This is a genomic window from Bariatricus sp. HCP28S3_F11, from assembly GCF_052065395.1.
Taxonomy (GTDB): Bacteria; Bacillota; Clostridia; order Lachnospirales; family Lachnospiraceae; genus Allocoprococcus.
The window spans coordinates 1-536 of sequence record NZ_JBQHUC010000120.1 but is presented as its reverse complement, the minus strand read 5'-3'; the positions used below and the strand labels follow the sequence as shown (position 1 = coordinate 536).

The window sequence follows — 536 nt, the reverse complement described above, 5'->3', positions numbered from 1 at the left end:
TCCGCTTCCAGCGTCCCGTCCAGCGGCAAGACCGCCCAGCGGAACCACTTACAGCAGACCGAGAAAGAAATCGTCTGCGGACAGGTGCAGGTGTCCCCATCGTCAAGGACAATGCAGTTGCCGTCCTCACAGCAACAGCACTCCCGGCGTATCAGGCTGGCCGCCTGTTTTCTCTGCGCCGGGGTCATGCGGTAAAGGGAACCGTCCGGCCTGCGTTCCAGCGGCGGCAAGTCTTTATAGGGGTTATCTCTCATGCGTTCCCTCCATTTTGCTTTCCGTTGCCGTTCTCCCCGAAAAGGTTTCCTGCCCCATTCCTGCGGCGTGTTCCGGCGTTGGCACGCTCCTCGCAACTTCGGGACATTTTGTCCCGAAGTCCGACTCCTTGCGGTGCTTCCCCAGCCGGGGTATTCCTTTTCGGACGGTCATTCTGTTTTCAAGGTGCCGTCCATCGATGAACTACCCTAAGTCTACACGAAAAAAATGCAATTCCCGGAATATTGCGAGAATTGCATTTTGATGAAGTTTACACTTTGGAA

The 536-nt window shown here is 55.8% G+C and carries 1 protein-coding gene; it reads right to left on the bottom strand.

The features are described 5' to 3' along the window. Positions 1 to 254, bottom strand: a 254-nt coding sequence (locus ACTNBR_RS16555) for a cysteine-rich VLP domain-containing protein (RefSeq protein ID WP_349225055.1), incomplete at its 3' end; no start/stop codon positions are given. Positions 255 to 536: the final 282 nt, after the last annotated feature.